Origin of the sequence: Streptomyces noursei ATCC 11455 (assembly GCF_001704275.1) — a bacterium.
GTDB classification, from domain to species: domain Bacteria; phylum Actinomycetota; class Actinomycetes; order Streptomycetales; family Streptomycetaceae; genus Streptomyces; species Streptomyces noursei.
Genome location: NZ_CP011533.1, coordinates 2,476,459 through 2,499,848, shown reverse-complemented (window position 1 = coordinate 2,499,848; position 23,390 = coordinate 2,476,459). Strand labels below are relative to the sequence as shown.

The following is a 23,390-nucleotide window of genomic DNA, read 5'->3' as shown; positions in this document are numbered from 1 at the left end:
AGGATCTCTCAGACCGCTCTCAGACCGCTCCCAGACCGCTCTCAGAACGCGTGAGCCGCCTCGTCACCCGTGGCCGGTGCGAGGCGGACCGGATAACTGCGGTCGCCGATGCGGCAGTCCAGGGTCGCGGGCAGAGCCGGCGCGCGGGCCGCGGTGAGCCAGCAGTGCACCGCGGACACCACCGCCGCCGGATCGGGCCGGAACACCCGTCCGGCCTCGGTGCACGCCCCGATCCGGGCCGACAGCAGCGGTCCGCCGCGCCGCCGCAGCAGGCAGCGGGAGGCGGACAGCACGACGGCGGCGGTGCGGCGGCCCGGGTACCGGTCGAGTGCCCAGGTGATCCAGCCGTCCACGGTCCAGCCCGCCACGGCCCGTGCGCCGTCGGCCGGCCCGCCGCCGGCGCGGCGGAAGAGCACCGCCGCGCTCTGCGCGTGCCGCACGCTCGCCGCGTCCTCCTCGGCGGCGAGGTGCCCGGCCGGTCCGCCGTAGTGCGGCGGACGGCGTTCGACGCGCACCCGGTCGCCGTCGACGGAGGCGGACACCGCGTGGACGGCCGGGGCGCGCGCCGGAACCCGGGGCACCGGCAGCAGCCGGGGCTCGGCCGGTGTGTCCGGCGGTGTCAGACCGAGCCGCGCGTACAACTCCGCGCGCAGCAGCGGCAGGGCGCGTCCCTGTTCGGCGAAGGCGGGCCCGGCCAGGGCGCGCACGGATCCTGGCAGGTGTCCCTCGGTGGCCCGGACGATGGCCTCGGCGGCCTGGACGGTGTCCTCCGCGGCGCCGCTCAACTTCGGTGCCGCATCGAGCAGTCGGGCCATCGGGCTGCCGGGGATCAGCTCGTCACCGCCGTCGCAGACGGTCAGCAGCGGACGGTCCAGGGCCGCCGCGTACAGGGCCGTCGAGCCGTGGTCGGTGAGCACCGCGTCCGCGGCGACCAGCACCGCCGCCCACTCTTCGTACGGTCGGGGTGTCAGGAGTCCGGTGTCGAGGGCCGGGGCGTGGCGCTCGGCGAGATCGTGCGCTCCGCTCCGGCCGTAGTCGTTCGGGTGCATGATGAGCGCCAACTGGTAGGAGTCGGCCGGGAGTTCCGTGCTCAGCCGGGTCGGCAGGTCCGGGTACCGGGCGAGCAGGGACTCCGGGCCCCAGGTCGAGGTGAGGGCGACCAGCCGGCGGCCGCCGGTGCCCAGCGCGGTGCGGTACCTGTCGCGCAGCCCCTGTGAGGCGAGCAGCCGGTCGAGGGTCGGGTCGCCGACCACGGTGGCGCGTTCGGCCGCCGCGGGACACCGTACGGCCAGCTCGGCGACCTGGCTCCGGTGGGCGAGGGCGTGCAGTGCGGCCAGTGGGGTGCCACGGCGCAGCAGGTAGGCGGGGTCCAGACCGGACGCGGAGTCCGCCGTGCCCTCCTCGGGGAGCGCCTTGCCGAAGCCCGCTCCGTGCGGCAGCAGGACGAGCGGTCCCCGGAGCCGGTCGAGCTCGCCTTTGGGGCTCGCGGCGAGCGTCAGGTCGTACGGGGTGCGCACGGCCTCTTCCCAGGGGACGCAGCGGGCCCCGACGGAGTCCAGGGCGGCGAGGGCATCGGTATCGAACTCGGAGCCGGGGATCAGCGAGAAGCGGCGATCGATGCGGTCGTCACCGGAGAAGACGGGCAGGACGTCCAGGAGCCGGTGCAGCGCGACCGCGGAACGTGCCGCGAAGAGCACCGCCCTGCGGCCGTCGGCCCCTGCTGCCTGCTGCCTGCTGCCTGCTGCCTGCTGCCTGCTGCCTGCTGCCTGCTGCCTGCTGCCTGCTGCCTGCTGCCTGCTCTGGCAGGATCCGTCCATCCTAGTGGGCCAAGCCGCCTCCCGTACGCCTTTTCCGCAGTTCGGAGCGGGTTCCGGCAGGGGTATCGGCGGCATGCCAGCGATGGTACCGGGGGCGCGCCGAAGGGCCGGTGCGGCGGTCCGTACCGGCCCTTCGGGGTTCCCGTGGGGGCTCAGCCCAGCAGCTCGTACGCCGGCAGGGTCAGGAAGTCGGCGTAGTCGGCGTCCAGGGAGACCTTCAGGAGGAGGTCGTGGGCCTGCTGCCACTTGCCGGAGGTGAAGGCTTCCTCGCCCACCTCGGCGCGGATGGCGGCGAGTTCGTCGGCGGCGATCGTGCGGACCAGGTCGGCGGTGACCGTGGTGCCGGCGTGCTCGCCGTCCTGGAAGACGACGCCGGCGTCGACCCACTGCCAGATCTGGGAGCGGGAGATCTCGGCGGTGGCGGCGTCCTCCATGAGGCCGAAGATGGCGACCGCGCCGAGGCCGCGCAGCCACGCCTCGATGTAGCGGGTGCCGACCTGGACGGCGTCGATCAGGCCCTGGTACGTGGGTCTGGCGTCGAGGGAGTCGACGGCGATGAGGTCGGCGGCGGCCACCGAGACGTCCTCGCGGAGGCGGTCCTTCTGGTTGGGCTTGTCGCCGAGGACCGCGTCGAAGCAGGCGCGGGCGACCGGGACCAGGTCGGGGTGGGCGACCCAGGAGCCGTCGAAGCCGTCGCCGGCCTCCCGGTCCTTGTCGTTCTTGACCTTGGCCAGGGCCTTCTCGTTGGCCTCGGGGTCCCGGCGGTTGGGGATGAAGGCCGCCATGCCGCCGATGGCGTGCGCCCCGCGCTTGTGGCAGGTGCGGACCAGGAGTTCGGTGTAGGCGCGCATGAACGGGGCGGTCATCGTCACCGCGTTGCGGTCCGGGAGGACGAACTTGGCGCCGCCGTCACGGAAGTTCTTGACGATGGAGAAGAGGTAGTCCCAGCGACCGGCGTTCAGGCCCGAGGCGTGGTCGCGCAGCTCGTAGAGGATCTCCTCCATCTCGTACGCGGCGGTGATGGTCTCGATGAGGACCGTGGCGCGGATGGTGCCCTGCGGGATGCCGACGTAGTCCTGGGCGAAGACGAAGATCTCGTTCCACAGGCGGGCTTCGAGGTGGGACTCGGTCTTGGGCAGGTAGAAGTACGGGCCCTTGCCGAGGTCCAGTAGACGCCGGGCGTTGTGGAAGAAGTAGAGGCCGAAGTCGACCAGCGCGCCGGGGACCGGGCGGCCCTCGAACTGCAGGTGGCGCTCCTCCAGGTGCCAGCCGCGCGGCCGCATCACGACGGTTGCGAGCTCCTCGGCCGGCTTGAGGGCGTAGGACTTGCCGGTGCGGGCGTCGGTGAAGTCGATGCGGCGCTCGTAGGCGTCGATCAGGTTGAGCTGGCCACCCACCACGTTCTCCCAGGTGGGAGCGGAGGCGTCCTCGAAGTCGGCGAGCCACACCTTGGCGCCGGAGTTGAGCGCGTTGATGGTCATCTTGCGGTCGGTGGGGCCGGTGATCTCGACCCGGCGGTCGTTGAGCGCGGCGGGCGCCTCGGCGACCTTCCAGCTGTCGTCCGCGCGGATCTGCGCGGTCTGGGGGAGGAAGTCCAGCGTGCTGGTCCGGGCGATCTCGGCGCGGCGCTCGGCGCGGCGGGCGAGCAGCTCGTCACGGCGGGGGGTGAACCGCCGGTGCAGCTCGGCGACGAAGGCGAGCGCGGCGTCGGTGAGGACCTCGCCCTGTCGTTCGGGGGTGTGGGCGGGGTCGACTTCGACGATGGCCAGCGGGGACGGCGCTGGTGCGGACATGAGCTGTCACTCCATTCAGCGGCGGTGCCTTGCGGCCGCCGGGGGCACCTGTGCGGCACGGGGTGCCGTGGGTTCCGAAACACGGTCGCGGGCGCCGTACGGGTAGCAGGGCGCTTCTGACCAGTGGAGACTAGTTTCCTTATCGCGGAACTTCAATGGTTTGTTGATGTCGAGATTCTCCGGGTCGACACAAGTGGTGATCGAATGGCTCTCGGTGCCACTGTGGTCACTCTCCATTACTCCCGCTCCGGAACGACGGATTCCCGTCAACCTGCGGCCGGGGCGGGTGTTCTGGTCGCCCGGTGCGCCGGCCGCCGCAGGATGTGCGGCGGGCGAGGGGGCGCGCCCGACGCGGAGGGGGTTGTGGGGCGCCGGTCCGGCGGGCGCCGGTCACTCCAGCCGCCGCAGATCGTCCGGCGTGTCGATGTCGTACGGCTCGGCCACATCGCCGCACTCGACGAGCGTGAGGGCGCCGGCGTGCCGTCGGAGATAGCTCCGGGCGCCACGGTCCCCCTCCGCGTCGGCCGCGATCTCCGCCCACCGCTCGGCGCCGAACAACACCGGATGCCCCCGCTCGCCCCCGTACGCCGCGGCCGCCAGTGCGTCCCGCCCCGTGCACGCGGCCACCACGCGGGCCACCGCGGCGGCGCCGATGCCCGGCTGGTCGACCAGCGACACCACCACCGCGTCCGCCCCCGAACCGGCCAGCGCGGCCAGTCCCACCCGGAGCGAGGAGCCCATGCCCCGCGCCCAGCCCGGGTTCACCGAGACGCCGTAGGCCGCCAGATCCGCCCGCTCTCGGACGGCCTCGGCGGCCGCGCCCAGCACGATGTGCACCGGTCCGCAGCCGCCGTCCCGCAGGACCCGTGCGGCATGCTCGACCAGCGGGCGTCCCCGGTGGTCGAGCAGTGCCTTGGGCCGTCCCCCCAGCCGCCGTCCGCCGCCCGCGGCGAGCAGCAGCCCGGCCACCCTCCCCTCGGGCCGTCCGGCCCCCTTCGTCCCCCCGGCGCCTGCGCTTTCCCCTTGATGTGCCATGGGGCCTGCTTACCCCATGGCGTCGCGCGGCGCCCCGTGCCGCCCGGAATCGGGCGGCGTCAGGTGGCATCAGGCCGCGTCGCCCGCTGCCCGCTGTCGCGGGATCCGCGGGCGCAGCCGGCTCCGGAGCTGCTCCGTCCGCTCTTCCCCGTGCCGGTGCTCGCTGACGTAACGCTGTATGTGCTCCTCGGTGATCTCGGACGCGTCGGCCAGACCGTACGCCCGGCAGATGAGCTGGATGACGCTGAGGCGCCGGGACTCGGGGTCGGGGGTGGGGCCTGCGTCGGGCTCCATGATGTTCTCCGATCCGGTGGTCCGGTGGTGGGTATTCCCGTGGTCCGGTGGTGGTGGGTCGTTCCGTGGGTCCGGTGAGGCGCGAGGGTGGTTCCCGTGGTCCAGTGAGGTGCGATTCAGTGATATGCCGGACATTTCCTGGAAGGGAGAATGCTCCATCGCGCGGCGCCGTACGCCTTGTACGGGATACGCCCACGCCAACGGGTGCCCGGGGGAACGCACGTGCTGACGCATGGTCAGAAGAGGCGCGGGTACTCGCGCGTGGCCCGCACACGCGGCGCGTGGGGCACATGAGGTGCATGGTGTACGAGGGGCGTGCGGGGACGGCGTGGAACCGGCCGCGGGGTCGGGGAACCGGGAGCCGAGGGACGAGAACCGGCCAGGGGAGTCGGGTGGGGAAGGCGGGGCGGGAGTCGGTTCGCGCGGCCCCCGCGCCGACCCGCGCGCCGGCCCGTACGAACGTCAAGTGGCAGGCGGCAGACGACGCACAGCGGACGGTGCGGGGCGGTTGCCGTTGCGGCGCGGCAGACGACGCACCCGGTGCCGGTGGTGCCGATAGTGCCGGTGGCGTCGTCGGCGCCCGGGGCAGCCGGGCCCGCGACCCGCACCGTGCGGTGATCGGGATTTTCGTCCCTCTGTATGGCGCTGGCCGCACACCGTGGCGTTAACTGTCCCGCATCGCGGAACGGGCAACGGCCTGGGAGGGCGCCGTCGTTGTGGAACAGCTGCCGAGGGACAGCCTGGTGACCGGGGTCGGGAGCGACCCGCGGGTCCGGGAACTGCGTGTGGCGGTGGCCCGACTCCGCCGTCAACTGGCCCTGCTTCCGGGGGAGTTACCCGACCGGACCGCCGCCGACGAGGAGCTGGCCGCGCTGGACGCGATGGTGAGCCACGGCGCGCCCGAGGTGGCCCGGCTGCGCCGTTCGCTGCTGCTGATAGCCGGGGCGGTGGGGTCGGTGAGCGCACTCGCCGCGGCGCTGTCCGAGGTCCGCGAGCGGATCGATCACTTCGGCGAGCTGCCGAGGGGGTGAGGCGGCGCCGCGCGGCCGCCCCACCCGGGTGTCACGCCGGCGTCTGGTTGGCCAGGGCCACCGACAGCTGGGCCGCGACCTCCTGGAGCACCGGGACGATCTTGTCCGTCGCGGCCTCCGTCACCCGGCCGGTCGGCCCGGAGATGGAGATCGCCGCGGAGGTGGGGGAGTTGGGGACCGGGACGGCGAGGCAGCGGACGCCGATCTCCTGCTCATTGTCGTCGACCGCGTAACCGAGGCGGCGGACATCGGCGAGGGCGTCGAGGAAGCGGTCCGGGTCGGTGATCGTCTTCTCGGTCGCGGCGGGCATGCCGGTGCGGCCGAGGAGGGCGCGGACCTCCTCCGGCGGGTGGTCGGCCAACAGGGCCTTGCCGACGCCGGTGGAGTGCGGCAGGACGCGCCGGCCGACCTCGGTGAACATCCGCACCGCGTGCCGGGACGGGACCTGTGCGACGTAGACGATCTCGTCGCCGTCGAGGAGGGCCATGTTGGCGGTCTCGCCGGTCTCCTCCACCAGGCGGGCCAGGAACGGGCGGGCCCAGGTGCCCAGCAGTCGGGAGGCGCTCTCGCCGAGCCGGATCAGGCGCGGGCCGAGGGCGTACCGGCGGTTGGGCTGCTGGCGGACATAGCCGCAGGCCACCAGTGTGCGCATCAGGCGGTGGATGGTGGGCAGCGGGAGCCCGCTGCTGCCGGAGAGCTCGCTCAGGCCGACCTCGCCGCCGGCGTCGGCCATCCGCTCCAGGAGGTCGAAGGCGCGCTCAAGGGACTGGACGCCGCCGCTGGCGCCTGCGGGCTTGGCATCGGCGGCGGAGGTGCTGGCGCTGGACGGCGGCACGTCGCGTTCCTTTCGGGGCGGGTCGGATCGGTCTCGGCTCGGTCTCGGCTCGTCTGCCTTGCGGGCGCCGGGCCCGACCGGAGCAGCCTACCGGTCACACCGGGCCGGCACACCGCGTATCGCACAGTCGTTCCCGCCGGTCAGCGCCCCTGTGCCCCAAGGTGTCGCGTCCTTGCCCGAGATCTCTTGACGGTGCCAGTGGCCATAGCTACGTTCTGCTGTGCGAAACCTACTGTCCATTCTGTGGAATCCTCCAAATCGTTGGAGCGTCATGCGCATTCTCGTCATGAACCCGAACACCACGGCTTCCATGACCGCTTCGATCCGCGCCACCGCCACCGCGGTCGCCGCGCCGGGCACCGAGATCCTCGCCACCGAACCCCTGTGGGGGCCCGAGTCCATCGAGGGGCACTTCGAGGGGTACCTCAGCGCCGCCGCCGTCCTGGACCGGCTCGCCACCCTGGACACCCCGTTCGACGCGCTGGTCATGGCCGGCTTCGGGGAGCCGGGCCGGGAGGGCGCACAGGAACTGCTGGACGTCCCCGTCCTGGACATCACCGAGTGCGCGGCGCAGATGGCCCTGATGCTCGGCCACGCGTACGGCGTCGTCACCACCCTCGACCGCGCCGTTCCGCAGATCCGGGACCGGCTGCTGACCGCCGGGCTGCTCCAGCGCTGCGCCGGCGTCCGCGGCACCGGGCTCGGCGTGCTGGAGCTGGAGGAGGACCTGGAGCGCACCGTCGCGGTGATCATCGAGACCGCGCGCGAGGTGGTCCGGGACGGCGCGGAGGTGATCTGCCTGGGGTGCGGCGGTATGGCCGGGCTCCGGGAGAAGGTCGCCGCGGCGCTGGGGGTGCCCGTCGTGGACGGCGTCGCCGCCGCGGTGAAGTTCGCGGAGGCGGTGGTCGGCCTCGGCCTGACCACCAGTACGCAGCGCAGTTTCGCACCGCCGCGCCCCAAGGCCATCGGCTCCTGGCCGCTGAGCCGCCACCTCGCGGGCGTCGCCGCGGGGGAGCGGGGCGGGGTCCGGCATGCCGTCCGTAACACCGAATTTTCCCCGAAGACATCAGGCATCTGACGACTGATACCTAAGCTCCACCCAACCTGCCTGGGAGGACTCATGAGCACATCCCCGCAGCACCGTCCGGGACCGCCGGACCCGAGGCTCTTCAACGAGGACCTCGCGCCGGCGGCGCGGCGCAACTGGGGCACCTACAGCGTCTTCGCGCTGTGGATGTCCGACACCCACGCGATCAGCAACTACGCCTTCGCCGCCAGCCTCTTCGTGCTGGGGCTGCCGGCCTGGGAGGTGTTCGCCGCGCTGCTGGCCGGCATCACGATCGTCCACTGGCTGATGAACCGGATGGGGCACGCGGGGCACCGCACCGGCGTGCCCTACCCGGTGCTCGCCCGGGCCAGCTGGGGCGTCTACGGCGCCAACATCCCGGCGCTGCTGCGCGCGGTGATGGCGGTGGCCTGGTACGGCATCCAGACCTGGCTGGCCTCGACGGCGGTGGTGCTGCTGACGCTCCAGATCGCGCCCGGCCTCGACGCGTACAACCACAACTCGGTGCTGGGGCTGTCCACCCTGGGTTGGATCGCGTTCATGGTGATGTGGGGGCTGCAGGCGGTCCTGCTGACCCGTGGGATGGAGTTCATCCGCAAGGTGCAGGACTTCGCGACCGGGCCGGTGGTCTGGCTGGTGGTGCTGGCGCTGGCGGTGTACCTGGTCGTCGAGTCGCACGGCGACATCTCGCTGACCCGCAGCCTGACCGGACTGAGCGGCACCGCGCAGCTCCGGCAGAGCCTGATCGCGGTCAGCCTGACCGTGGCCACCTTCCTGACCCTGGTCCTCAACTACGCCGACTTCGCCCGCTTCACCCCCGACCACCGCTCCTACCGGCGGGGCAACCTCATCGGACTGCCGGTGAACTTCACCGCCTTCGCGGTGGTCGCCGTGCTGGTCACCGCCGGCACCATCGCGGTCTTCGGTGAGGCGATCTACGACCCGGTGAAGGTGATCCAGAAGATCGACAACCCGGTGGTCACCGTCATCGGCGCGCTGGCCTTCATCGTCGCCACCATCGGGATCAACGTCGTGGCCAACTTCGTCTCGCCCGCCTACGACTTCGCCAACCTGCTGCCGAAGTACCTGGACTTCAAGCGCGGCGGGATGATCACCGCGGTGCTGGCGGTGCTGGTCATGCCCTGGAAGCTGTACTCCTCGGCGCTGGTGATCCAGTACTTCCTGGGGGCGCTGGGGGCCTTCCTCGGGCCGCTGGTGGCGATCCTGCTCGTGGACTACTACCTGGTGCGGCGCGGTCGGATCGACGTCGATGCGCTGTTTTCGGCCGATGCCGCCGGCGCCTACTTCTATCGCAGGGGCTACAACCCGAAGGCCGTGCTCGCGTTCCTGCCGGCCGCCGCGGTCGCCGCCTCGCTCGCGCTGATCCCGGCCTTCGACGCTCTGGCGCCGTTCTCCTGGATCTTCGGGATGGCGCTCTCCGGGCTGCTCTACGCCCTGGTCTCGGGACGCGACCGGGCGGCGGCGGGCGTCGGCCCGATTCCGCAGGACATCATCTCGTCGCAGGTCAGGGGCGGGGTGGCGGCGGAGGGTGAGCAGCCGGAGCGGTCCGGGGCGCTCGCCGGACCGGCCGCCGCACAGGGGTCTTGACGGGCTGCGGTCCGAAGTGAAGACTCATTCAACAGACTGTTGAATTCCGTATGGCGACGGTTCGCACCGTCACCCCGGGGTTCCCGGGAATCCGCGCCGGCGGCGGCACGGCCCGCGGTGGCCGTGCCCCCCGCGCTCCGAACCGCGACCATGAAGCACACGATAGGGGAGGTACTGGGTGTCCGAAATAGAGCTGGTGCTGCGTTCCACGCGCGTCGTCACGCCGGAGGGGACGCGCGCCGCGTCCGTCACCGTCCAGGACGGGAAGATCGTCGCCGTCCTGCCGCACGACGCCGCGGTGCCGGCCGGCGCCCGGGTGGAGGACTTCGGCGACGACGTCCTGCTGCCCGGCCTCGTGGACACCCACGTACACGTCAACGACCCCGGCCGCACCGAGTGGGAGGGCTTCTGGACGGCCACCCGCGCGGCCGCCGCCGGCGGCATCACCACGCTCGTGGACATGCCGCTCAACAGCCTCCCGCCCACCACCAACACCGCCAACCTCGACATCAAGCGCGAGGTCGCCCGCAGCAAGGCCCACATCGACGTCGGCTTCTGGGGCGGTGCCATCCCCGGCAACGTCAAGGACCTGCGCCCGCTGCACGAGGCCGGCGTGTTCGGGTTCAAGTGCTTCCTGTCGCCCTCCGGCGTCGACGAGTTCCCGCAGGTCGACCAGGAGCAGCTGGCGGCGGCGCTCGGCGAGATCGCCGCCTTCGACGGGCTGCTGATCGTGCACGCCGAGGACCCCGGCCACTTGGACGCCGCCCCCGAGGCGCACGGCCCCAAGTACGCCGACTTCCTCGCCTCCCGGCCCCCGGTCTCCGAGAACGACGCGATCGCCGGCCTGATCGACCTCGCCCGGAAGCTGGACGCCCGGGTCCATGTGCTGCACCTCTCCTCCGCCGAGGCGCTGCCGCTGATCGCCGCCGCCCGCGCCGACGGCGTCAAGATCACCGTCGAGACCTGCCCGCACTTCCTCACCCTGACCGCCGAGGAAGTCCCGGACGGCGCCACCGAGTTCAAGTGCTGCCCGCCGATCCGCGAGGCCGGCAACCAGGACGCCCTGTGGCAGGGACTGGCCGACGGCACCATCGACTGCATCGTCTCGGACCACTCGCCCTCCACCACCGACCTCAAGACCCCCGACTTCGGGACGGCCTGGGGCGGCATCTCCTCCCTCCAGCTCGGCCTGCCGGCCATCTGGACCGCGGCCCGGGAGCGCGGCCACGGCCTGGAGGACGTGGTCCGCTGGATGTCCGCCGCCCCGGCGCGGCTGGTCGGCCTCGGCGCCAAGGGCGCCATCGCACCCGGCCGGGACGCCGACTTCGCGGTGCTGGCGCCCGAGGAGACCTTCACCGTCGACCCCGCCGACCTCCAGCACCGCAACAAGATCACCGCGTACGCCGGCAAGACGCTCCACGGCGTGGTCCGCTCCACCTGGCTGCGCGGCCGGAAGATCAACGACGGCACCGCCCTCGCCGAGCCCACCGGCGAACTCCTCGAAAGGCCGCGCGCATGACCACCGGCGACCTCCCGCGCTACACCGGGGACGCCAGCCCCTACGGCGGCGGCGACCCCTATGCCGACTACCGGACCCCGGGCCCGGCCGGCTTCCCCTTCTCCCACCTGCCCGACCTCGCCGACCGGCGGCTCGGCGCCGGGGTGCTCGCGGCCAACGACGAGTTCTTCGCCGAACGCGAGAACCTCCTGACGCCCGAGGCCGCCCACTTCGACCCGGCGGCTTTCGGCCACAAGGGCAAGGTCATGGACGGCTGGGAGACCCGTCGGCGCCGCGGCACCGACGGCGACCACCCCTTCCCGGCCGAGGGTGACCACGACTGGGCGCTGATCCGGCTCGGCGCCCCGGGCGTGATCCGCGGCATCGTCGTCGACACCGCCCACTTCCGAGGCAACTACCCGCAGTCGGTGAGCGTCGAGGGCGCCTGCGTGGAGGGCTCCCCGGCACCGGCCGAACTGCTCGCCGACGACGTCGAGTGGACCACCCTCGTCCCGCGCACCGCCATCGGCGGGCACGCCGCCAACGGCTTCGCCGTCCACGCCGAGCGGCGCTTCACCCACCTGCGGCTGAGCCAGCACCCCGACGGCGGCATCGCCCGCCTCCGGGTCCACGGCGAGGTCGTCCCGGCGCCCCGCTGGCTGGCCGCGCTGGGCACCTTCGACCTCGCCGCGCTGGAGAACGGCGGCCAGGTCGAGGACGCCTCGGACCGCTTCTACTCCTCGCCCACCAACACCATCCGGCCGGGCCGGTCCCGCAAGATGGACGACGGCTGGGAGACCCGGCGCCGCCGCGGCACCGGCAACGACTGGGTCCGCTACCGGCTCACCGGGCAGTCCGTGATCCGCGCGGTGGAGATCGACACCGGCTACCTCAAGGGCAACGCGGCCGGCTGGGCGGCGCTGTCCGGACGCGACGGCGAGCACGGCGACTGGGTCGAACTGCTGCCCCGCACCCGGCTCCAGCCCGACACCGTCCACCGCTTCCTGCTGGCCGGCGCGCCCGCGGTGACCCACGTCCGGCTGGACATCTTCCCCGACGGCGGCATCGCCCGGCTCCGGCTCCACGGCTCGCTCACCGAGGAAGGGGCGGCCCGACTGGCCACCCGCCACCGGGAACTGGGCGGCTGACCTCCACCTCCGGCCCGCCGCCCCAGTTCTGACGCCACGTCAGGACCGGGGTGGTCGCCGACCGGCGGTCACTCCGGCGCCCCCGACGCGCCGGATCAGTCGCCCAGCGAGTCCCAGAACATCACCTCGTACGCCTGCAGGAGCCGCCCGTGGCGGTGGGCCGTCGCCGGTCGCGCCTGGCCGGTGTCGATGCCCTGCTGCACCGCCGCGCGGGCCGCGACCGCCAGCTCCGGCGCCGGGTCGGCGAAGAACGTGAAGAAGCCGCGCGCCGTCTCGGGGAAGCCGTAGTGCTCCGTCAGCGCGGTGCGGACGGTGTCGCAGTAGCCGCCCCAGGTCGCCAAGTTGGCGGTGAGCGCGATCGCCACGTCGGCCGGCTCGGCGACCAGCGCCAGTCGTGCCGTGTACGACGGGTACGCCTGGCAGCCCGGTCGCGGCTGGTACCCGGCGATCTCCCGGGCCGTCAGCCCGCAGGCGTCCGCCAGGCCCGCCAGCCGCGCCAGGGCCCGCGTCTCCCCCTCGGCGAGCAGGTCGAAGAAGTCCGCCACCGGCGGATCGCCGTCCGCGCGGCGCGCCAGGTGCTGGAAGCTGATCCGGTCGGCGGCGATGAGCTGGTGCTGCTCCAGCGCGAAGGTGGCGAACACCGTGCGCGGCGCCTGCCCCCGGGCGATCCGTTGGACCAGCCGGTTGGCGCCGTTCTCCGGGGCGAGCGCGCGGACCGCCTCGTCGAGGACGGCGGCGGCGCTCGGACGCGGGGCACCGGCGTCACCGCGATGCGACGAGGGTCCCCCGGGGCGAGGTCCGGGGGAGCTTCCCCTCGGGGCGGTGGCGGGCGACGGCCGGGCGGGTCGGTCCATGGCGGTCTCCTCCGGGGGGCGCGAGGGGGTGGCAGCGGCCTCAGCGTAGGCCCCGGCCACCCCCTCGGCGCGGCAGCGGCCCGCCGTCGGCCGCGCGGGATCACCTCATTGCGCGCCCCGCCGGGCCAGCGCGTCCGCGACGAAGGTGTCCAGCACCCCGTCGCCGACCACCACCGGGATCCGCTTGCCCTTCATGTCGACGTAGACATAGGACTTCGCCTTCGTCACCAACCCCGGGATGCTTTCCCGTAGTTGACGGGCCGTCGCCGCGTCGCCCGACCGGTCCGCCACGATCAGCCGCAGGGCGTCGCGGGCCGCCACCGCCCAGGAGCGGGTGGCGTCCAGCCATGGCGCGCTCTCCCGGGCGAAGTCGCGGACGGGGAGCCGGTCGCGCAGCACGCCGGGCGCGTCCCGCAGTGCGCTCAGCACCGCGTCCAGCGGCCGGGCCCGGCCGTCCTTGCGGAACCGGTCCAGGGCGGCGGACAGTTCGGGCGCCTGGTGCGGGTTGATGGCCGAGGTGTAGTTGACGTCCGCGAAGGCCCGCAGGGCGCGGGCGGTTCGGGCGTCGCCGCCGGCCAGCTCCTCGATGGCCGCGCCCCAGGAGGCCCGCGCGTCGTACGCCCGGTCGTTCCAGGTGTAGTCGGCGACGGTGGCCAGGGCCAGCTTGGACGCGGCCGGCTGGATCATCGGGTTCGCGGTGAGCCCGGCCAGCTGGGCCGGCACCCCGGGCGCCCGCCCGTTGAACGGCCCGAGCATCAGCCGCTTGCTGACGTAGTCGTTGACCGGGTAGTTGTCCCAGACCAGGATCGGGTGGCCGAAGACCTGCCGGGCCTGCTTCGCCTGCGCGACGGTCATGGTGGGCGCGATCACGCCCACGCCCGTCCACTCCACCAGCACATCGGCGTCCAGCTTGGCGGCGAGCGCCGCCTTGTAGGGCGTCGCCTTGAGGTCGTAGTACTCGGTCGGCACCATCTGGAGCGGGCGGGCCCCCCGGTGGCGGGCGATGAACTCCCGGTTGACGCGGTTGAGCAGCTGCGCCTGCGCGGTCCCGGCCGCCCCGCCGCCGGTCCCGAACTTCTCCTTGTCCGCCGCGCAGTTCCACTTGGTGTAGCTGATGTCGTCCAGCGGCACCGCGAAGGTCCGCACCCCGATGTCCCACAGGGTCGCGAACTTGGCGGTCAGCGCCTTGACGTCGGCGTCCGAGCTGTAGCAGACGGAGAGCCCGGGGGAGAGGGCGTAGGTGAACTCCACGTGCCGGGCCCGGGCCCGGTCCACCAGCTCCTGGATCCGGTTCAGTTGGGCCGCGGGGTAGGGGTCGCGCCACTTCTCCCTGAGGTAGGCGTCGTCCTTGGGGGAGTAGACGTAGATGTTCATCTTGTGCCGGGCGGCGAAGTCCAGCTGGTCGAGGCGGGCGGCGTGCGACCACGGGGTGCCGTAGAAGCCCTCGATGACGCCGCGCAGCGCGGTCGCCGGCCAGTCCCGTACGACGGTGCCGCGCATCCGGGCGCCCGGACGGGTGCGGTGCGGCAGCAGTTGGCTCAGCGTCTGGGCGGCGTAGTACGTGCCGGTGGCGTCCTTTCCGGCCAGCGCGATCCGGTCGCGGCCGGCGGCCAGCGCATAGCCCTCGGCCGGGAGCCCGGCGGTGCCGCGCGCCCCCAGCTCCTCAAGGGCGCGCTCGGCGCCCGCCCCGTCCACGTAGACGGTCAACCGCCCGCCTCCTGCGGCGGCGTGGCCGGCCCGTACGACGCGCTCGGCGCCGGCGTCCTTCAGGGCCCGCGTCACCAGCGCCAGCGCCGGGGCGTCGGCGCCCGGCCCGGCGACGAGGGCCACGGTCCGGGTGACGGTGAGGTGGTCGGAGCGGTCGTGGACGGACTGCGGGACGGGCGAGAGGGCGGCCGTTGGTCTGGCCCGGTCGCCGCCGGACTCGTGGGCCGGAGCGGCGCCGGACGGCCCCGTCATGCCCGCCAGCGGGAGCACGGCGAGGGTCACGGCGAGGCCGGTGGTGGCCGCGGTGCGCGTACGGTGCATCCTTCGGTCCTCCTCGGTCAGCGAGGTTCACGGACGAGTCTGGCGCGTGCGTCGCGCCGCGGGCGCGCTGCCGGGCGCGCGTCGGGCACGGTGTGGCAGCAGGGTTCACCCGATCGCCGGGGCGGGGCAAGGGGGCCCGGGCCGGCCGGACCTCGGCCCCCTCGCCCGCTCCGACCTAGCGGGACTTGGCGATGACCACCAGCAGGCTCATGAAGGCCAGCAGCGCATGGGTCGCCACGACGTAGATGAAGACCCGTACGTACAGGCCGCGCGGTGGCTTGTTCTCGACGAAGCGACGGGAGGTCGGGGCGGCCGGCGCGCCGTCGGCGGCCGGGGGAGTGGACGGGGCGGGAGCGGTGTGGTCGGGCACGGCGGACGGACCTTCCCTTCCGGAACGGTGAACGGTGAACGGGCGGTCGGCGGGAGGACGGTGGACGGACGGCGGGGCTCAGCCGCCGCGGCGGTGCGGCGCGTGGTCGCCCAGGCACAGCTCGGCGGCGCCGCTCTGCAGCAGCGTGTGCACGAACAGCAGCTCCGCCCCGTCGCGCGAGGCGGCGGCCAGCCGGTGCGGGACGAGCGAGTCGAAGTGCGCGGCGTCCCCCGGGTCCAGTACGTGCACCGCCTCGCCGAGCGTGAGCCGCAGCCGACCGGTGAGGACGTAGAGCCACTCCTCGCCCGGGTGCACCCGCACCAGGTCGCCCTGTGCCCGCTGCGGCACGTGCACCCGCAGGGCCTGCATGGCGCGTCCGGCGCCGCCCACGGTCCAGTACGTCCAGCCGCCGGCCTCCGAGGGCTCGGCGCGGCCGGCCCGCACGATGGGGTCCCGCTCCGGGGCGGTCTCCCCGAGCAGGTCGGATACCGTGGTTCCGTAGGTCCGTGCCAGGGCCAGCAGCATCGGGAGCGAGGGCTGCCGCTGACCGGTCTCCAGCCGGGACAGGTGCGCGGGCGACAGGCCCACCCGCCGGGCCGCGGCCTCCAGTGTCAGTCCGCTGCGCCGCCGCAGGTCGCGCAGGCGCGGGGCGACGGTGGACAGCTCCTCCGGGGTGGCGCCGGAGGGCGGATCGGGGAACTCGGTCATGTCTCCGGTATAGCCAGCCCTCGCCTCACAGGCAAAAGATTTGCCTCTGAGGCAAAAGGTTGTCGGGAAACGAGCGGAGCGGGCGGGACGGCGGAACATTTCGGATGTCCTTCGCGGACCGTGCGGTGGTCGCGTGAACTCCCGGGAAACATCAGCTCTTTGGGATTGACAGGGGCATGTCTACGCGCGTCATGCTGATGGGCATGAGAATCCCCCCACGGATGACCAGGATCGGCGCTGCGGGCGCCCTCGTTGCGACTCTTCTCCTCGGCGGCACGGCGGTCGCCGCGACACCCGCCGCCACGGCGCACCCGGCCGCGGTTCACACCGCGACCGTCCACGTCAAGTCGGTCGGCAACATCTGCAAGTCCCAGCTGCCGTCCCAGGCGATCGACACCCTCAACCTGATCGACCAGGGCGGCCCCTTCCCGTACCCCGGCAAGGACGGGTCGGTCTTCACCAACGTCGAAGGCGTCCTCCCGCCCCAGAGCGCCGGCTACTACCACGAGTACACCGTCATCACTCCGGGCGCGCCCACCCGCGGCGCCCGGCGCATCGTGACCGGTGACGAGTCCCAGAAGGAGGACTACTACACCTCCGACCACTACAAGACCTTCAACCTCATCGACTTCGGCTGCTGACGCAGGCGGACAGCACGGCCGCGCGAGCGGCCACCCGGCGGCCGGGGTGCCCACGCACCCCGGCCGCCGTCGTGCTCCCCCAAACTCCCCGGCCCCACCGGCCACTTCCCCCTCTCCTTCGCCCATTCTCGGCAGAAGGGGCGCACAGGGGCGCACCCCGAGAGAGGATTGTCAGGGGTTGCCGGTAGCGTTTCGGCAGAAACGAGAAATGGGCGGGCATCGGCGGCAAACGGGCTTCGAGCGATCAGCCGGCGCGGCACGCCCCGGAAGTGCTGGGTCTGTCGTGAGCCGCGTCACAGCGGCGAGGGCGTCGGAGAAGAAGGAAGGACGGCGAACTGCCGTGTATCGCTGGGAGATCACCCGGGCCGCACTGGCGCAGCGCGTTTTCGCCATCGTCCGCAGCAAGACGTACGACGAGGCGAGCGCCACCGCGGACACCCTGCTGTCGGCCGGCATCACGAGCCTGGAGATATCCCTCACCACGCCCTTCGCGCTGGAGGCGGTCACCACGCTCACCCGCGAACTGGGGGACGACGCGGTCATCGGCGCCGGCACCGTCCTTGACGCCGCGTCGGCCCGGATGGCGGTGGACGCCGGCGCCCGCTTCCTGGTCTCCCCGAGCCTGGATGCCGCGGTCATCAGCACCGGCCACCGCTACGGCGTCCCGGTCTTCGCCGGGGTCTCCACGCCCACCGAGATCGTGCGGGGCCTGGAGCTGGGCGCCGACGCCCTCAAGCTGTTCCCGGCCGCGGACCACCACCCGTCCTGGGTCGGCGACGTCCGCGCCGCCCTGCCGCAGGCTCCGTTGGTGCCCGTGGGCGGCGTGACGATCGAGACCGCACCGGAGTGGATCGCGGCCGGCGCGGTCGCGGTGGGCATGGGCTCGGCCCTGTCCGAGGGCGACCGCGAGACGGTCGCCAAGCGCGCCGCGGACCTCCTGGCCCGGCTCGCCGACGCGGTGCCCGAGCCCGGCGAGGCCGGGGCGCTGGATCCGTACGGGGACTGACCGGCGTCCGGCCGGCGCCGCCCGGCCGTCCACGGGCCGGGCGGGGGCTTCACCCGGGGGCCGGGCTCTGCCACCCTGAGCGCTCCGGCCATCTGATCAGGAGTCAGCCCACGATGAAGCGCGCCGCGACCCTCCCCGCCCTCGCCTGCCTGCTCGCCGTCACCGCCGCGGCCCCGGCGGCCTCCTACGCCTCCGCCCCGGCCGCCGGTGCCGCCGCAGCGGCCACCGCCCAGCGGGACCGGCGGCCGGCCACGCTCCTGGACGCCGTCCCGCGCCGCGGGGTGCTGCGGGTCTGCACCACCGGCGACTACCGCCCCTTCAGCTACCGCGACCCCGCCACCGGCAACTACCGCGGCGTGGACATCGACATGGCCCAGGACCTCGCCAAGAGCCTGGACGCCACGCCCCGTTATGTCCCGACGACCTGGGCCGGGCTGGTCGGCGACCTGACGGCCGGGCGCTGCGACATCGGCATGGGCGGCGTCTCGATCACCCTGGCCCGGGCCCGCTCCGTCTCCTTCAGCGAGCCGACCCGCACCGACGGCAAGACCCCCGTCGTCCGCTGCGCGGACCAGGACAAGTACCGGACCCTGGACCAGATCGACCGGCCCGGCACCCGCGTCGTGGTCAACCCCGGCGGCACCAACGAGCAGTTCGCCCGCGCCCACATCAAGCGGGCCACCCTCACCGTCCACCCGGACAACACCACGATCTTCGACGAGATCATCGCCGGCCGTGCCGACGTGATGATGACCGACGCCAGCGAGACCCGCTACCAGGCCAAGATCCATCCCGAACTGTGCGCGGTCCACCCCGACCGGCCCTTCACCTTCGCCGAGAAGGCGTACGCACTGCCCCGCGGCGACGACCAGTTCAAGGCGTACGTGGACCAGTGGGTCCACCTCGCCACCCACGACGGCACCTACCGGAAGTACGAGGACGCCTGGATGAAGTAGGCCGACGGCGCCGCGGCACCGCCCGCGGACCGGGCGGCTCCGGTCAGCCGTCCGCCGGGCGGCGGTGCCCCAGCACGTTGACCACCCGCCCGTCCGGATCCTCGACGAAGAAGCGGCGGACGCCCCACTCCTCGTCCCGCAGCGGGTGCACGATCCGCGCGCCGGAGGCCAGGACGGCCGCGTACGCCGCGTCCACGTCCTCGACCTCGATGCTCAGGTCCGGGGCGACCGGCGCGGAGGCGTCGTGCGTGAGGAAGGTGAGCTGCGCGGTGGGGTTCGCGGGCGAGGCCAGCGTCATCACCCAGCCGTGGTTCATGACCTCCTCGAAGCCGAGCAGGCCGTAGAACGCGCGGTGGCCGGCCAGCGCCTCCGGGGCGCCGTCGTGGGCGATGCGCAGGTCGGGGACGACGCGGCGGACGGACACGGGGGGCTCCTTGGCGGGCCGGGGACGACGGACCGACGGCCGGGCGCGGCGAGCCGGCTGACGGGATGCTACGCGTCCGGGCGGGCCCGTCGGGCGGCTTCGACGACATTGCCGACCCCCCTTGTCCGGACAATGTGACCTCCGGACTTCCCGTCATCTGTGCGGGCGGATACGCTCGCGAGCGTGGGGAAACGCGATGCAGATGCCGAGGGCGCCGAGGGCCCCGTCCAGTTCAGCGTGGATCGGAACAGCCCGGTCCCGCTGTATTTCCAGCTGTCGCAGCAGCTGGAGGCCGCGATCGAGAACGGCAGGCTGGCCCCCGGCAGCCTGCTCGGCAACGAGATCGAGCTGGCCGGCCGGCTCGGCCTGTCCCGGCCCACGGTGCGCCAGGCGATCCAGTCGCTGGTCGACAAGGGCCTGCTGGTCCGCCGGCGCGGCATCGGCACCCAGGTCGTGCACAGCCAGGTCAAGCGCCCGCTGGAGCTCAGCAGCCTCTACGACGACCTGGAGGCGGCCGGGCAGAAGCCGGCCACCCGGGTCCTGCTGAACACCACCACCGAGGCGGACGCCGAGGTCGCCGCCGCGCTGGGGATCGCCGAGGGCGCGGAGGTCGCCCTGGTCGAGCGGCTGCGGCTGACCCACGGCGAGCCGGTCGCCCACCTGCGCAACCACCTCCCCGCCGGGCTGCTGAAGCTGGAGACCGCCGAGCTGGAGCAGACCGGCCTCTACCGGCTGATGCGGGCCGCCGGGATCACCCTGCACAGCGCCCGCCAGGCGGTCGGCGCCCGCGCCGCGTCGGCCGAGGAGGCCGCCCGTCTGGAGGAGCCCGAGGGCGCGCCGCTGCTCACGATGCAGCGCACCACCTTCGACGACACCGGTCGCGCGGTGGAGTTCGGCTCGCACGTCTACCGTGCGTCCCGCTACGCCTTCGAGTTCCAGCTGCTGGTCCGGCCCTGAGCCGTCGGGCCGTACGGTGGACGGCGGGCCCGGAGTCCTTCGTTCCGCTCGTCAGAATGTTCTGACAAAGCATTGACGTGACTCCGCCCACGCCGCTAGAACTCCTCCAGCCGCAATCCGGCGGCGGGGGAGCGAAGGCGGTCCACCATGATCTGCGTCAGCACGGCCCGACCCGGAAGCAGTTGGTCCGGAACGGTCCGAACCCTTACCACTCCGCGCACGGCGACCGGGGTCCGGACCCCGTGAAACGGTACAGAACGCCGGTAACGGATACTTGGAAGGTTGCCCGGCCCGGCCGCCGGCCGGCGGTGCGGCGACAGCAGACAGACCCGGGACAGCGACAAGAGCGGGAAAGGCAAGTCCTCGTGGCAAGGGTTCGAAGAAGAGGACGCGTCGTGGGCGCCGTGCTGGCAGCGGTGCTCGGCGTCTCCCTGGCGGGGTGCAGCAGCACCGGAGGCAAGCGCGCGGAGGAGGAGCGCGCCGCGCGGACCGCCGGCGGCAAGGCCGCCGTGCACACCCCCCGGTGGACTTTCGCGATGGTCACCCACTCGGGAGACGGCGACACCTTCTGGGACATCGTGCAGAACGGTGCCCAGCAGGCCGCCGTCAAGGACAACATCAACTTCGTCTACGCGCACGACAAGGAGGCCCAGCGGCAGAGCCAGCTCGTGCAGTCCTACATCGACCAGAAGGTCGACGGGCTGATCGTGTCGCTGGCCAAGCCGGACGCCATGAAGGACGTCGTCCTCAAGGCGGAGAAGGCCGGCATCCCGGTGATCACGGTGAACTCCGGCGCCGAGGAGTCCAAGGCGTTCGGCGCGCTCACCCACATCGGCCAGGACGAGACGGTGGCCGGCGAGGCGGTCGGCGAGGAGCTGACCAAGCGCGGCAAGAAGAAGGCCCTGTGCGTCCTGCACGAGCAGGGCAACGTCGGCCACGAGCAGCGCTGCGACGGGGCCGCGAAGACCTTCAAGGGCGAGATGCAGAAGCTGTACGTGGACGGCACCAACATGCCCGACGTGCAGGCGTCCATCGAGTCCAAGCTCCAGGCCGACCCGGACATCGACGCCGTGGTCACCCTCGGCGCGCCGTTCGCCCCCACCGCCGTCAAGGCCAGGGAGCAGGCCGACAGCAAGGCCGAGATCGACACCTTCGACCTCAACGCGCAGGTCGCGAGCGGTCTGGAGGACGGCTCCCTGGGCTTCGCGGTCGACCAGCAGCCCTACCTCCAGGGCTACCAGGCGGTCGACCTGCTGTGGCTGTACAAGTACAACGCCGACATGCTCGGCGGCGGCAAGCCGGTGCTCACCGGCCCGCAGGTGATCACCAAGCAGAACGCCGCGGCCCTCCAGGAGTACACGAAGCGGGGGACCCGATGAGCACGGCCGACGCACCGACCCGGCAGCCCGCGCCGTCCGGCGGCGCGGGCGACGAGCGGCTGGTGCACCGTTCCCTGGCGCGCCGGCTGATGAGCCGCCCCGAGCTGGGCTCGGTGGTCGGGGCGATCGCGGTCTTCGTCCTCTTCTCGCTGGTCGCCGAACCGTTCCTGCGGCCCGCCAGCCTCTCCACGGTCCTGTACGCGTCCTCGACGATCGGCATCATGGCGGTGCCGGTGGCGCTGCTGATGATCGGCGGGGAATTCGACCTGTCGGCCGGCGTGATGGTCGTCAGCTCGGCGCTGATCTCGTCGATGTTCAGCTACCAGATGACCGCCAACACCTGGGTCGGCGTCGGGGTGTCCCTGCTGGTCACCCTCGCCATCGGCGTGCTCAACGGGGTGCTGCTGACCCGGACGAAGCTGCCCAGCTTCGTGATCACGCTGGGCACCTTCTTCATGCTGACCGGCCTCAACCTGGGCTTCACCAAGCTGATCAGCGGCACCGTCTCGACCAAGTCCATCGCCGACATGGAGGGCTTCGACTCGGCCCGCGCGGTCTTCGCCTCGCACCTGACCGTCGGCGGTGTGGACATCCAGATCACCATCGTGTGGTGGCTGGTGCTGGTCGCGCTCGCCACCTGGATCCTGCTGCGGACCCGGGCCGGCAACTGGATCTTCGCGGTGGGCGGCAACGCGGACGCGGCCCGGGCGGTCGGCGTCCCGGTCACCCGCACCAGGATCGGCCTCTACATGGGCGTCGCGTTCGCCGCCTGGATCTCCGGCCAGCACCTGCTGTTCTCGTACGACGCGATCCAGTCCGGCGACGGCGTCGGCAACGAGTTCCTGTACATCATCGCGGCGGCGGTCGGCGGCTGCCTGATGACCGGCGGCTTCGGCTCGGCGATCGGCGCCGCGGTCGGCGCGTTCATCTTCGGCATGGCCAGCAAGGGCATCGTCTACGCGCAGTGGAACCCGGACTGGTACAAGTTCTTCCTCGGCGCGATGCTGCTGCTCGCCACGCTGCTGAACGCCTGGGTCCGCAAGCGGGCGGAGGACAAATCATGACCGCGCTGGTCGCACTCGACGACGTCAGCAAGTTCTACGGCAACGTCAAGGCGCTGACGGACGTGTCGCTGGAGGTGCACGCGGGCGAGATCACCTGCGTCCTCGGCGACAACGGCGCCGGCAAGTCCACCCTCATCAAGATCATCGCGGGGCTGCACCGGCACGACGCCGGCACCTTCACCATCGAGGGCGAACAGGCCCGGCTCGGCTCCCCGCGCGAGGCCCTGGACCGCGGCATCGCCACCGTCTACCAGGACCTGGCCGTGGTGCCGCTGATGCCGGTGTGGCGGAACTTCTTCCTCGGCTCCGAGCCGACCACCGGCGTCGGCCCGTTCCGACGGCTCGACGTGCGCACCATGCGCGAGACCACCCGCGCCGAGCTGCTGCGGATGGGCATCGACCTGCGCGACGTCGACCAGCCGATCGGCACCCTCTCCGGCGGCGAGCGGCAGTGCGTCGCGATCGCCCGCGCCGTCTACTTCGGCGCCAAGGTCCTCGTCCTGGACGAGCCGACCGCGGCGCTCGGCGTCAAGCAGTCCGGGGTGGTGCTCAAGTACGTCGCGGCCGCCCGGGACGCCGGGCTCGGCGTGGTGTTGATCACCCACAACCCGCACCACGCCTACCTGGTCGGCGACCGCTTCGTCCTGCTCAAGCGCGGCACGATGGCCGGCAGCCACCTCAAGTCGGAGATCGCGCTGGAGGAGCTGACCCGCCAAATGGCGGGCGGCAGCGAGCTGGAACAGCTCAGCCACGAGCTGGCCCGCGGCGGCCCGGCGGAGTTCCCCGGAGGTCACCGACCCGAGTGAACGTCGACGCGCCCCGGGACGGCCGCAGGCCGCCGCCGGGGCGCTTCGTCCCGCACCGCGGTGCGCCGGACG

Annotated in this window: 22 protein-coding genes; 12 read left to right on the top strand and 10 right to left on the bottom strand. The window is 72.8% G+C overall.

The window, feature by feature from the left end; translation table 11 throughout:
• Positions 1-41: 41 nt before the first annotated feature.
• From SNOUR_RS10460 to SNOUR_RS10445, 4 genes are all read right to left on the bottom strand, one after another.
• Positions 42-1,817 (bottom strand): translation initiation factor 2, encoded by a 1,776-nt coding sequence (locus SNOUR_RS10460; RefSeq protein WP_312632427.1) that lies wholly within the window; start codon positions 1,815-1,817, stop codon positions 42-44.
• A gap of 152 nt (positions 1,818-1,969) precedes the next feature.
• The gene (gene aceB / locus SNOUR_RS10455) at positions 1,970-3,610 is read right to left on the bottom strand and encodes a malate synthase A (RefSeq protein WP_067345953.1); all 1,641 of its coding nucleotides are present in this window, start codon (positions 3,608-3,610) and stop codon (positions 1,970-1,972) included.
• A gap of 390 nt (positions 3,611-4,000) precedes the next feature.
• Positions 4,001-4,579 carry a nucleotidyltransferase family protein gene (locus tag SNOUR_RS10450; RefSeq protein WP_067345951.1) on the bottom strand — a complete coding sequence of 193 codons (579 nt, stop codon included), beginning with the start codon at positions 4,577-4,579 and terminating at the stop codon, positions 4,001-4,003.
• 135 nt (positions 4,580-4,714) lie between these two features.
• On the bottom strand, positions 4,715-4,939 hold the full coding sequence (locus tag SNOUR_RS10445) for a hypothetical protein (protein WP_067345949.1): 225 nt from the start codon (positions 4,937-4,939) through the stop codon (positions 4,715-4,717).
• A gap of 743 nt (positions 4,940-5,682) precedes the next feature.
• Here SNOUR_RS10445 and SNOUR_RS10440 point away from each other — a divergent pair.
• On the top strand, positions 5,683-5,970 hold the full coding sequence (locus SNOUR_RS10440; RefSeq protein ID WP_174717954.1) for a DUF5955 family protein: 288 nt from the start codon (positions 5,683-5,685) through the stop codon (positions 5,968-5,970).
• A 31-nt stretch (positions 5,971-6,001) separates the two neighbouring features.
• On the opposite strand, the gene SNOUR_RS10435 is transcribed toward SNOUR_RS10440, so the two are convergent.
• On the bottom strand, positions 6,002-6,805 hold the full coding sequence (locus tag SNOUR_RS10435) for an IclR family transcriptional regulator (RefSeq protein ID WP_039631619.1): 804 nt from the start codon (positions 6,803-6,805) through the stop codon (positions 6,002-6,004).
• 271 nt (positions 6,806-7,076) lie between these two features.
• On the opposite strand from SNOUR_RS10435, the gene SNOUR_RS10430 reads away from it, so the two are divergent.
• The 4 genes from SNOUR_RS10430 (at position 7,077) to alc (ending at position 12,125) form a co-directional block, all read left to right on the top strand.
• Positions 7,077-7,883, top strand: coding sequence for an aspartate/glutamate racemase family protein (locus SNOUR_RS10430; RefSeq protein WP_067345946.1), 807 nt, complete (start codon positions 7,077-7,079; stop codon positions 7,881-7,883).
• A gap of 42 nt (positions 7,884-7,925) precedes the next feature.
• Positions 7,926-9,479, top strand: a complete 1,554-nt coding sequence (locus SNOUR_RS10425; RefSeq protein WP_067345944.1) for an NCS1 family nucleobase:cation symporter-1 — start codon at positions 7,926-7,928, stop codon at positions 9,477-9,479.
• Between the two features lie 178 nt (positions 9,480-9,657).
• Entirely contained in the window at positions 9,658-10,998 is a 1,341-nt protein-coding gene (allB, locus tag SNOUR_RS10420; RefSeq protein ID WP_067345943.1) for an allantoinase AllB, read from the top strand.
• Positions 10,995-12,125, top strand: coding sequence for an allantoicase (gene alc, locus SNOUR_RS10415; RefSeq protein ID WP_067345941.1), 1,131 nt, complete (start codon positions 10,995-10,997; stop codon positions 12,123-12,125). Before allB ends, alc begins: the two co-directional genes overlap by 4 nt.
• Before the next feature lie 95 nt (positions 12,126-12,220).
• On the opposite strand, the gene SNOUR_RS10410 is transcribed toward alc, so the two are convergent.
• The 4 genes from SNOUR_RS10410 to SNOUR_RS10395 all read right to left on the bottom strand — a co-directional run bounded on the left by SNOUR_RS10410 (position 12,221) and on the right by SNOUR_RS10395 (position 16,085).
• Positions 12,221-12,979, bottom strand: a complete 759-nt coding sequence (locus SNOUR_RS10410; protein WP_067345939.1) for a thiaminase II/PqqC family protein — start codon at positions 12,977-12,979, stop codon at positions 12,221-12,223.
• Between the two features lie 105 nt (positions 12,980-13,084).
• Entirely contained in the window at positions 13,085-15,007 is a 1,923-nt protein-coding gene (locus tag SNOUR_RS10405) for a glycoside hydrolase family 84 protein (RefSeq protein WP_067345937.1), read from the bottom strand.
• A gap of 175 nt (positions 15,008-15,182) precedes the next feature.
• Entirely contained in the window at positions 15,183-15,377 is a 195-nt protein-coding gene (locus SNOUR_RS10400) for a DUF6126 family protein (protein ID WP_067345935.1), read from the bottom strand.
• A 78-nt stretch (positions 15,378-15,455) separates the two neighbouring features.
• Complete coding sequence (locus tag SNOUR_RS10395) at positions 15,456-16,085, bottom strand: helix-turn-helix domain-containing protein (protein ID WP_067345931.1); 630 nt, start codon at positions 16,083-16,085, stop codon at positions 15,456-15,458.
• Between the two features lie 203 nt (positions 16,086-16,288).
• Between SNOUR_RS10395 and SNOUR_RS10390 the strand changes: the two genes are divergently transcribed.
• From SNOUR_RS10390 to SNOUR_RS10380, 3 genes are all read left to right on the top strand, one after another.
• Positions 16,289-16,726, top strand: coding sequence for a guanyl-specific ribonuclease (locus SNOUR_RS10390; RefSeq protein WP_067358057.1), 438 nt, complete (start codon positions 16,289-16,291; stop codon positions 16,724-16,726).
• Positions 16,727-17,066: 340 nt separating this feature from the next.
• Positions 17,067-17,732, top strand: a complete 666-nt coding sequence (locus SNOUR_RS10385; protein WP_067345929.1) for a bifunctional 4-hydroxy-2-oxoglutarate aldolase/2-dehydro-3-deoxy-phosphogluconate aldolase — start codon at positions 17,067-17,069, stop codon at positions 17,730-17,732.
• 113 nt (positions 17,733-17,845) lie between these two features.
• Positions 17,846-18,688 (top strand): transporter substrate-binding domain-containing protein, encoded by an 843-nt coding sequence (locus tag SNOUR_RS10380; protein WP_067345927.1) that lies wholly within the window; start codon positions 17,846-17,848, stop codon positions 18,686-18,688.
• Positions 18,689-18,731: 43 nt separating this feature from the next.
• Here the strand turns inward: SNOUR_RS10380 and SNOUR_RS10375 are convergent, their stop codons facing one another.
• The gene (locus SNOUR_RS10375) at positions 18,732-19,112 is read right to left on the bottom strand and encodes a VOC family protein (protein ID WP_067345925.1); all 381 of its coding nucleotides are present in this window, start codon (positions 19,110-19,112) and stop codon (positions 18,732-18,734) included.
• Between the two features lie 183 nt (positions 19,113-19,295).
• On the opposite strand from SNOUR_RS10375, the gene SNOUR_RS10370 reads away from it, so the two are divergent.
• The 4 genes from SNOUR_RS10370 (at position 19,296) to SNOUR_RS10355 (ending at position 23,318) form a co-directional block, all read left to right on the top strand.
• The gene (locus SNOUR_RS10370) at positions 19,296-20,069 is read left to right on the top strand and encodes a GntR family transcriptional regulator (RefSeq protein ID WP_067345923.1); all 774 of its coding nucleotides are present in this window, start codon (positions 19,296-19,298) and stop codon (positions 20,067-20,069) included.
• Positions 20,070-20,434: 365 nt separating this feature from the next.
• Positions 20,435-21,448, top strand: coding sequence for a sugar ABC transporter substrate-binding protein (locus SNOUR_RS10365; RefSeq protein WP_067345922.1), 1,014 nt, complete (start codon positions 20,435-20,437; stop codon positions 21,446-21,448).
• Positions 21,445-22,512: an ABC transporter permease gene (locus SNOUR_RS10360; protein WP_039631594.1), complete on the top strand. Its 1,068-nt coding sequence runs from the start codon at positions 21,445-21,447 to the stop codon at positions 22,510-22,512. The genes SNOUR_RS10365 and SNOUR_RS10360 overlap by 4 nt, the downstream gene beginning before the upstream one ends.
• Positions 22,509-23,318: an ATP-binding cassette domain-containing protein gene (locus SNOUR_RS10355; RefSeq protein WP_067345920.1), complete on the top strand. Its 810-nt coding sequence runs from the start codon at positions 22,509-22,511 to the stop codon at positions 23,316-23,318. The genes SNOUR_RS10360 and SNOUR_RS10355 overlap by 4 nt, the downstream gene beginning before the upstream one ends.
• Positions 23,319-23,390 lie beyond the last annotated feature (72 nt).